This is a genomic window from Burkholderia sp. BC1 (assembly GCF_052683555.1).
Genome location: NZ_JBQYLP010000210.1, coordinates 1 through 8,452 on the forward strand (window position 1 = coordinate 1; position 8,452 = coordinate 8,452).

The window sequence follows — 8,452 nt, forward strand, 5'->3', positions numbered from 1 at the left end:
AAAAAAGACCGGCGCGGGGCGCGCCGGATCGCGAAGCCATTCCGCGAGCATCGCGGGCGTCAGGATCTGCATGGTGGCTCCGCCGCTCAGAACTTGAAGCGCGACGGTTCCATCGCGTTGACGAGGTGGTCGACGTAGGTTTCGAACACGTCCGCGACGCGATACTGCTTCTCGTCGATGCGCGTGATCACCTGCGCCTTCATCACCGGACGGCCGCCGACGAACGCCGACAGGCGGCCGCCGATCTTCAGCTGTTCGAGCATCTGCTGCGGCACGACCGGCAGGCCGCCCGCGACGCAGATCACGTCGTACGGCGCCTTGTCGGGCCAGCCGAGCGACCCGTCGCCGAGCACGACTTCCGCGTTCGTCACGGCGTTCTCGCGCAGGTTGTCGGCCGCGAACTTCGCGATCGTCGGGTCGATCTCGACGGCCGTCACGTGGAGCGCGCGGTGCGCGATCAGTGCGGTCAGGTAGCCGGAGCCCGCGCCGATCACGAGCACGTTCTCGTGTTTCTTGACGGCCAGTTCCTGCAGCACGCGCGCTTCGACGCGCGGGAACAGCATCTTGCGGCCGCCGGGCAGCGGCAGTTCGAGATCGGCGAACGCGAGATCGCGGTATTCGGCCGGAACGAAATTCTCACGCTTGACGATCGACAGCAGGCCCAGGACATCCAGATCCAGCACGTCCCACGGCCGGATCTGCTGTTCGATCATGTTGAAACGCGCTTTTTCGATATTCATGGTGTGGTCATGCAGCCTGGCGGCTATCAGCGAGGATAGAAAAACTTCGTGATTGTACCAAACAGGGCGCCCCGCAAGCCTTCAGGCGCCCTGCAACGAACCTTATCCTTTCCGCTTGTTGATCTGCGCCTCGAACGCGAGGTCGAGCTTGCTGACCTTGCGCGGTTTTTTGGGGCCAAGTTCATCGACGAACTTGACGAATTCGTCGAGCGGCAGCGGGTCGCAGCGCTTCTCGGCCGTGCCGCCCGAGCGGTCGACGAGATAGAACAGGCCGCCCGGCATCGCGACGGCCGCGTACTGCGGATTGCCGGAGCGGGCTTTCAGGCGTTCGACCGCGTGGGTCGCTTTGGTGGTGCGCATCGTGGGCGTGTGGCGGGGCGTAAGCTCCGTACTTTATCAAACCCGCCGCCCGCGCGCCGGCCGCCTGCGCCGCGCGGCGGCTCAGACCGTGCGCGAGTAGCGCTGCGCCGGCGTGCGGCCGAGATACGCGTCGAACGCCATCGCGATGTTGCGCACGACCATCCGGCCCGGCGGGTGGATCGTCAGCCGGTCGCGTGCGATCGTCAGCAGCCCATCGCGCTCGAACGGGCGCAGCGCGTCGAGCTCGCGCGCGAAACGATCGGCGAAGCGGATTCCGTGCGCGGCTTCGATCGGCGAGAACGGTAGCTCGAGATTGCACATCAGCTGAGCGATGACGTCGCGGCGCAGGCGGTCGTCGGCGGTCAGCCGCACGCCGCGCGCGATCGGCAGGCGTCCCGCCTCGAGCGCCGCGCCGTAGGCCGGCAGATCCTTGGCGTTCTGCGCGTAGACGTCGCCGACCTTGCCGATCGACGACACGCCGATCCCGATCAGGTCCGTATCGGCGCGCGTACTGTAGCCCTGGAAATTGCGCTGCAGCGTGCCGTTGCGCTGCGCGCGCACGAGTTCGTCGGAGGGTCGTGCGAAGTGGTCCATCCCGATGTAGACGTAGCCGGCCGACGTCAGCATGTCGATCGCGAGACCGAGCAGCGCGATGCGCGTTTCGGGCGGCGGCAGCGTCGCGTCGTCGATCCGGCGCTGCATCTTGAACAGATGCGGCATGTGCGCGTAGCCGAACACCGACAGCCGGTCCGGGGCGAGCTCGATGATCGTCTCGAGCGTGCGCGCGAACGCGGCGACCGTCTGGTGCGGCAGCCCGTAGATCAGGTCGACGCTGATCGAATGGAAGCCCGTCGCGCGCGCGGCGGCCATCACGTCGGCCGTCATCGCGAGCGGCTGGATCCGGTTGATCGCGCGCTGCACGTCCGGATCGAAATCCTGCACGCCGAGGCTCAGCCGGTTGAAGCCGATCGTGCGCAGATGGACGAGCGTGGCCGGCGTGACCGTGCGCGGGTCGATTTCGATCGAGTATTCGGCATCCGCGTCGGGCGCGAGCAGGAAGTGCTCGCGCGTCGCGGCCATCAGCTCGGCCGTTTCGTCGTCGGACAGGAACGTCGGCGTGCCGCCGCCCCAATGCAGTTGCGTGACCGGGCGCGACCGATCGAACAGCGTCGCTTGTAGCGCGATTTCGCGTTTCAGTTGATCGAGATACGGGCGCGCGCGTCGATGGTTGTTCGTCGCGATCCGGTTGCAGCCGCAGTAGAAGCAGGCCGTGTTGCAGAACGGGATGTGGAAGTACAGCGACAGCTCGCTCGACGACGCGCCCGGATCGCTCGCCGCGCGCACGTAGTCGCTATGCGGGAAGTCGTCGCGGAACTGCAGCGCGGTGGGGTAGGACGTGTAGCGCGGCCCGTTCGCGCCGTATTTCGCGAGCAGGTCGGGACGGAACAGCGTGTCGGCAGAACCGGAAGTCATGGCGGTCTCGCGCTTTTTAGATGCTTTCGAGTATATAAATGCGCGATTGGGCTGCATTGTGTAATAACGTCGCAGCGGCAGTGGCACAATGCGGGCTGCACGATCGGACGACGCGTCCGGTTGCCGCACCGATTTTTTTTGTTGCTTGCCGGAGAGCCGAGTGCCTGCCGAAACTGCCGTTCGCCCGGCGCCCGCCGATGTTTTACCGCCGCACGCCTGTCGCGAAGGATGCGGCGCGTGCTGCATCGCGCCGTCGATTTCCAGCCCGATTCCGGGCATGCCGGACGGCAAGCCGGCCGGCGTGCGCTGCGTGCAGCTCGGCGACGATCTGCGTTGCCGGATCTTCGGCAGCCCGGAGCGACCCGCGTGCTGTTCGGGGCTGCAGCCGTCGGCCGAGATGTGCGGCGCATCGCGCGATGAGGCGCTCGCATGGCTCACGCAGCTCGAAGCCGCGACGCAGCCTGTGGCCGCTTGTCCCGGTGGCAGCGTGCGGCGCTAGCGTGCGCGGTTAGGCGTCGGCGCTGCGTTGGCGGCGTGGGACTGCGGCGGTCCGGCGCATGGAACCCGCGTGCGGTGCTGCTGCACTAATTCGCGTCGGCGTCGTGCGCATCGGAGCGTGCCGAGCGCAGCGCCGGATTCGTCCGTTACAGGAACAGGAGAGCTTCAGCATGACCGCATCCCGCGCGCCCGGCCGGCGCCGTTTTCTTGCTGCGTGCGCCGCCGCCGTCGGCGTGTCGGTGTCGCTCGTCGCGTGCGCGTCGACGTTCCCGTTCATCCCCGATCACTACACGTTCTCGCGCGGCGACGTGCAAAAGGCCGTCGCGCGCAAGTTTCCGTATCGGAAGACCGTCGCGCAGGTCGTCGACGTCTCGCTCGCGAATCCGGCCGTCAGCCTGCTGCCCGATCAGAATCGCATCGCCGTGCAGCTCGACGCGCATTTCGAGAGTCCGTTCCTGCGCATGCCCGTCAGCGGCCGCTTCACGGTGTCGGGGCAGCTCGCGTACGATGCGCCGAGCCGCTCGGTCGTGCTCAGGGCGCCGGCCGTCGACAACCTCGTGCTCGACGGCGACGCGCAGATGTACACGCAACAGGTCGGCGCGGCCGCCGGCCTGCTCGCGACGCAGCTGCTCACGAACTATCCGATCTACACGTTCAAGCCCGAGCAACTGCAATTTGGCGGCGTAAATTACGAACCCGGTACAATTACGATTCTTACAAACGGCATACGCGTGGCGATCGTCGAGAAGTGACGTCGCATCGCGCGGCCGGGCGGGCCGCGACGACTGCGTGGCCCTTTCTTTCGATCACTTCGGAGTTGGGCCACGGATGGACTGGATCCTGATCTGCAAGGCATTGATCCTCGGCGTCGTCGAGGGGCTGACGGAATTCCTGCCGGTATCGAGCACCGGCCACCTGATCGTCGCCGGCAGTTTCCTCAATTTCAACGACGCGCATGCGAAAACGTTCGACGTCGTGATTCAGTTCGGCGCGATTCTCGCCGTGTGCTGGGAGTATCGGCAGCGGATCGCGTCGGTGGTGACCGGGCTGCCGAGCCGGCCCGACGCGCGGCGTTTCGCGCTGAACGTCGTCATCGCGACGATTCCGGCGATTGCGCTCGGGCTGCTGCTCGAGAAAAAGATCAAGGCCGTGCTGTTCTCGCCGGTGCCGGTCGCGTTCGCGCTCGTCGTCGGCGGCGCGATCATTCTGTGGGCCGAAGCGCGGCAGCGCGAGCGCCGCGAGCCGCCGCGCGTGCAGTCGATCGACGAGTTGACGCCGCTGGATGCGTTGAAAGTCGGTGTCGCGCAGTGCTTTGCGCTGATTCCCGGCATGTCGCGCTCGGGCTCGACGATCATCGGCGGGATGCTGTTCGGCCTCGAGCGTCGCGCCGCGACCGAGTTTTCGTTCTTCCTCGCGATTCCGATCATCTTCGGCGCGACGCTCTATGAAACCGTGAAGGACTGGCACGCGTTCACCGTCGACGCGCTCGGGTTGTTCGTGCTCGGGCTCGTGTCGGCCTTCGTCAGTGCGTTCGTCTGCGTGCGCTGGCTGCTGCGCTACGTCGCGACGCACGACTTCACGGTGTTCGCGTGGTATCGGATCGTGTTCGGGTTGTTCGTGCTGCTCGTCGGTTATAGCGGGTGGTTGAACTGGGCGTGATCGGCGTTCGGGGGAGTAGGGCGCGGATGTGAAAACGGCCCGATCGGCAGATGCCGGTCGGGCCGTTTTGTTTTTGATGCGGACAAAAGCGGGTTGTGCATGGAGCGGTAATGGCTGGTGGTCTCGTTTCGGAGCCGATCGCAGCGCCGGGCAGTCAGCTGAGGTCGCGTACGGCCTGCAGATTGGGAGACCTACGTTGCTATAGTCGTCAACCAGTGCCGATTGGCCGACATCGGTTCTGGTACGTCGGCACGCCGGACAAGGATGACCCGCACCGGTAGTGCACCGTGCTCTACGTACGTACCCTTGCCACGGCAAGGTCGGGGAAGCCTCACAGTCTACTTGCGAATGATTCTCATTCGCATTAGCATCCCAAAGCCACTCCTGTTTCGCTTTGCCGCGTTGTTTTGTAAATAGGGCTAGACGAGCGATTACGTCCCCAGACAGCTGTCCGGGGCAGGGGAGGAGACGACTGAACGCTTCAGTCGGATTGCGTGAACATAATTTCAATGGACGCACAAATGGGGAAAATCGCAACTTTGCTATTTGTATCTCCGCTTGCATTGTCAGAGACTGCAATGGCGCAAGGCGTACTGCCTGCTATTAACGTTACCGGATCAAGGCCATATGGATCGGTGATGGATTTTGCCGGGGACATCGGGCCGCCATCAAAAGGTCCTACGAGCTGGGCATTGGCCAATGTGCCTAATAGTCCGAGGCTTCAGTGTCAATACACGCAGATGCTAAGACGAGATTTGAAAAATTGTGACTTTTCAAATCCACCTAATATCGGCGTTTTCCGCCTTCACAGTTTTATTCCGAGAAACCAACCCTTCACGTCCGGCATTTCTTTTGTCCCAAACGCAGGTGTCTTGCAAAACGGTTGTGGTCCTGCGAGCGGTTGGATGAAGTACGTTATACCTAATGCGCCGCTCGGGTACGATTTTACCAACGCATGTAACAACCATGACGTTTGTTATGGAAGCAAGCTCAGCAAGGCGCTATGTGACAATTTATTCGAGCGGGATATGAAGCAAATTTGCAACGGTTCTGGCTTGTGTGGCGAAATAGCAGAGAAGTACGCAGATGCTGTCCGTAAATTTGGAGATAAACCATATCAGGAGGCGGTCGATCAGTGGTATTGCGCGCTATTTGGATTTCTCCGCGGTGTGGTGAGCAAGTACACTGGTGCAAGTCTGTGCAATATTGAGTAGGGGGAAGTTATGAAAAAGTTTTGGATCTTTCTGGTGCTGTGTGTGATCGCGAGCGTGTTCTATTTCGGGCTTCGCGCCGGCCCTGATTCGCCAAATAAAAATACCGAGAACTCCGCTATGGGGCATCAAACAAAGTCCGCCTCGGTCGATTCATTCAATTCCGTCGCAGTTGAGCGCAGGCCGTCAGAGGACGAAGCTCCAAAAAAATACCAATTTCCTAATGTGCATGTGTCGAAAGATTTTGGTAACGACGAAGAGCTCAGGGGTTCATTTCCCGGATCGGATAGGCTTGTGATGGACGAATTCTACAAGAATTTCCGACAAAATGCGATCGCGTTTAATAGCCGAGAGCAGTACGAGTGGCTGATGAAGAGCGGCTATCCGATGCCAGAAGAGGTCGTTACTGGATATAAGATGAGTATCGATGAGCTCGGGAAATTGGTCGAACAAGGTAACGTGAAGGCTAGTTATTTTTATTTGATGCGGGAAGTTTACAGCAAGGATAGCGGTGAAATTCTCGATAAAATGAATAAGTCCGGAGATGGCAGTGAATGGTCTAGAAGAATCGTTGCCGCGCAAAATGCAGTGATGGCTAGCGGTTCGGCGTTCACCGGATACATTCTGGCGGCTAAAGCAGGAAGAGACGGAGGTAGTCCGGAAGGCGTCTATGCAGGATATGCGTTGGCAGCAGTGATGGGGGATTCGCGCGCGTTGAACGTGGTAGCAGAAGCGCCGAGGCTCGATATACGCGCATTCGTGTCTATCTTGGCAAGCAATATTGATATGTTGCGTATTTCGAATCCTAATGTCTTTACTGGAAGGTCGTCTGAATTTCCTGATAGATATTCGACTGGGGTAAGCTATTCGAATTGAGATGTCTTGATTCCGACCGTTGCGCCTTGCTGATTCATAAGGTGCCCGCGATCGTCAATAAATCGTTGATGTTTTCGGGGCAGGGGCTGCGCACGGGTGTGGCGAGCCCGTCATGCGTGTCCGGCTGCCCGGGAACCGGTGTGCAGGCAAATATGCATGGTATCTCGGGGGCACAAGCTCAGCCGTTAGGCGGATTGTGAAAGGCCGGCACGTGCTTTACTTAATGGGTTCGGCGGGTCGGCACTACCGGTCGGCTATGACAACCGGCCCCTGAACTCCGTGCGACGCGGCAAGCGTATCGGCGGAAGACGTGAAAACGGCCACACGGGCGTTTGCCGGTGTGGCCGCATTGCCGTCGATGCCACCGGCGCGACGTATGCGTCGGCCGTCGGCGAGCGCGTGCGCCGATCGCTCAGCCCGCGCGCTTGCGGAACACGAGATCCCACACGCTGTGACCGAGCCGCAGCCCGCGTCGTTCGAACTTCGTGACGGGCCGATAGTCGGGGCGCGGCGCGTAACCGTCGGCCGTGTTTTCGAGCGTCGGCTCGGCGCTCAGCACCTCGAGCATCTGTTCCGCGTAGTTCTGCCAGTCGGTCGCGCAATGCAGGTACGCGCCCGGTTTCAGGCGCGATGCCAGTTGCGCGACGAGCGGCGGCTGAATCAGACGGCGTTTGTGGTGCCGCGCCTTGTGCCACGGATCGGGGAAGAAGATGTGCACGCCGTCGAGGCTTTCGGGCGTGAGCATGTGTTCGAGCACTTCGACCGCGTCGTGCTGGATGATGCGGATGTTCGACAGATCCTGTTCGCCGATCAGCTTCAGCAGCGCGCCGACGCCCGGTTCGTGCACTTCGACGCCGAGGAAATCGTCGCCCGGGCGATTCGCGGCGATTTCGGCCGTCGACGCGCCCATCCCGAAGCCGATTTCGAGAATGCGCGGCGCGCTGCGGCCGAAGATCGCGTTCCAGTCGGGCGTTTCGGGGGCGTACGGGACGACGAAGCGCGGGCCGAGCTCGTCGAGCGCGCGACGCTGGCCGGTGGACACGCGGCCGGCGCGCGTGACGAAGCTGCGGATGCGGCGGCGGTGCAGCGGATTGACTTCGGTGCCGTCGGCGGCTTCGTCGGACAGGGCAGCGTCGTGCGGCGGCAGGCCGGCTTCGTTCGGATCGTCGTGCATCATCGGTGACAGAGATTGGCTCGGTTGCGAGCGAGGGCTCGGGCGCGGTGACCGGCGGAACCGGCACATGGTACAAAAAAGCCGCCTTCGACGAGGCGGCTTGCGCGCTGGCTGCAGTGCAGCCGGAAAGTGGAGCGGGCGATGGGAATCGAACCCACGTCATCAGCTTGGGAAGCTGAGGTAATGGCCATTATACGACGCCCGCAGAACTGGCGATTCTACAGGGTTTGGCGTGGGGATGGCAAGCGGGCGGTTTTGGGTGGTGGCGTCGAAACTGGTATCGCTCTCGCTGTTCCTCCTGGCATCGTCCGTTCGACGGGTAGCGTCTACCCGCGCAATGGAATACTGTGTAGATGTACAGTGTTTGTGCCGGGAACTTTCCTCAGCCGGCAGGAATGTGTCACACTCGGCGCGCTAGGGAAACGCTGATCAATGGACCAACTTCCGAAGTTGCAGGCGAG

At 62.1% G+C, this 8,452-nt stretch carries 9 protein-coding genes and 1 tRNA gene; 5 read left to right on the forward strand and 5 right to left on the reverse strand.

The window, feature by feature from the left end:
• Window positions 1-86: 86 nt before the first annotated feature.
• The 3 genes from ACSHSS_RS32060 to hemN form a co-directional block, all read right to left on the reverse strand.
• A complete protein-coding gene (locus ACSHSS_RS32060) occupies window positions 87-740 on the reverse strand; it encodes a protein-L-isoaspartate O-methyltransferase family protein (RefSeq protein ID WP_006412081.1) in 654 nt (217 codons plus the stop codon).
• 102 nt (window positions 741-842) lie between these two features.
• Window positions 843-1,100, reverse strand: coding sequence for a hypothetical protein (locus ACSHSS_RS32065; protein ID WP_006412091.1), 258 nt, complete (start codon window positions 1,098-1,100; stop codon window positions 843-845).
• Between the two features lie 81 nt (window positions 1,101-1,181).
• On the reverse strand, window positions 1,182-2,573 hold the full coding sequence (gene hemN / locus ACSHSS_RS32070; protein ID WP_035948488.1) for an oxygen-independent coproporphyrinogen III oxidase: 1,392 nt from the start codon (window positions 2,571-2,573) through the stop codon (window positions 1,182-1,184).
• Window positions 2,574-2,733: 160 nt separating this feature from the next.
• Between hemN and ACSHSS_RS32075 the strand changes: the two genes are divergently transcribed.
• The 5 genes from ACSHSS_RS32075 (at window position 2,734) to ACSHSS_RS32095 (ending at window position 6,817) form a co-directional block, all read left to right on the forward strand.
• Entirely contained in the window at window positions 2,734-3,072 is a 339-nt protein-coding gene (locus ACSHSS_RS32075; RefSeq protein WP_006400909.1) for a YkgJ family cysteine cluster protein, read from the forward strand.
• A gap of 169 nt (window positions 3,073-3,241) precedes the next feature.
• The gene (locus ACSHSS_RS32080; protein ID WP_035948485.1) at window positions 3,242-3,823 is read left to right on the forward strand and encodes a DUF1439 domain-containing protein; all 582 of its coding nucleotides are present in this window, start codon (window positions 3,242-3,244) and stop codon (window positions 3,821-3,823) included.
• A gap of 76 nt (window positions 3,824-3,899) precedes the next feature.
• On the forward strand, window positions 3,900-4,730 hold the full coding sequence (locus ACSHSS_RS32085; RefSeq protein ID WP_006412092.1) for an undecaprenyl-diphosphate phosphatase: 831 nt from the start codon (window positions 3,900-3,902) through the stop codon (window positions 4,728-4,730).
• Between the two features lie 521 nt (window positions 4,731-5,251).
• Entirely contained in the window at window positions 5,252-5,944 is a 693-nt protein-coding gene (locus ACSHSS_RS32090; protein WP_157160138.1) for a phospholipase A2, read from the forward strand.
• 9 nt (window positions 5,945-5,953) lie between these two features.
• On the forward strand, window positions 5,954-6,817 hold the full coding sequence (locus tag ACSHSS_RS32095; RefSeq protein ID WP_445546112.1) for a hypothetical protein: 864 nt from the start codon (window positions 5,954-5,956) through the stop codon (window positions 6,815-6,817).
• A 412-nt stretch (window positions 6,818-7,229) separates the two neighbouring features.
• Here ACSHSS_RS32095 and trmB read toward each other — a convergent pair whose 3' ends face one another.
• Both trmB and ACSHSS_RS32105 read right to left on the reverse strand, forming a co-directional pair.
• The gene (gene trmB / locus ACSHSS_RS32100; RefSeq protein ID WP_006412093.1) at window positions 7,230-7,994 is read right to left on the reverse strand and encodes a tRNA (guanosine(46)-N7)-methyltransferase TrmB; all 765 of its coding nucleotides are present in this window, start codon (window positions 7,992-7,994) and stop codon (window positions 7,230-7,232) included.
• A 127-nt stretch (window positions 7,995-8,121) separates the two neighbouring features.
• A tRNA-Gly gene (locus tag ACSHSS_RS32105) sits at window positions 8,122-8,196 on the reverse strand.
• Window positions 8,197-8,452 lie beyond the last annotated feature (256 nt).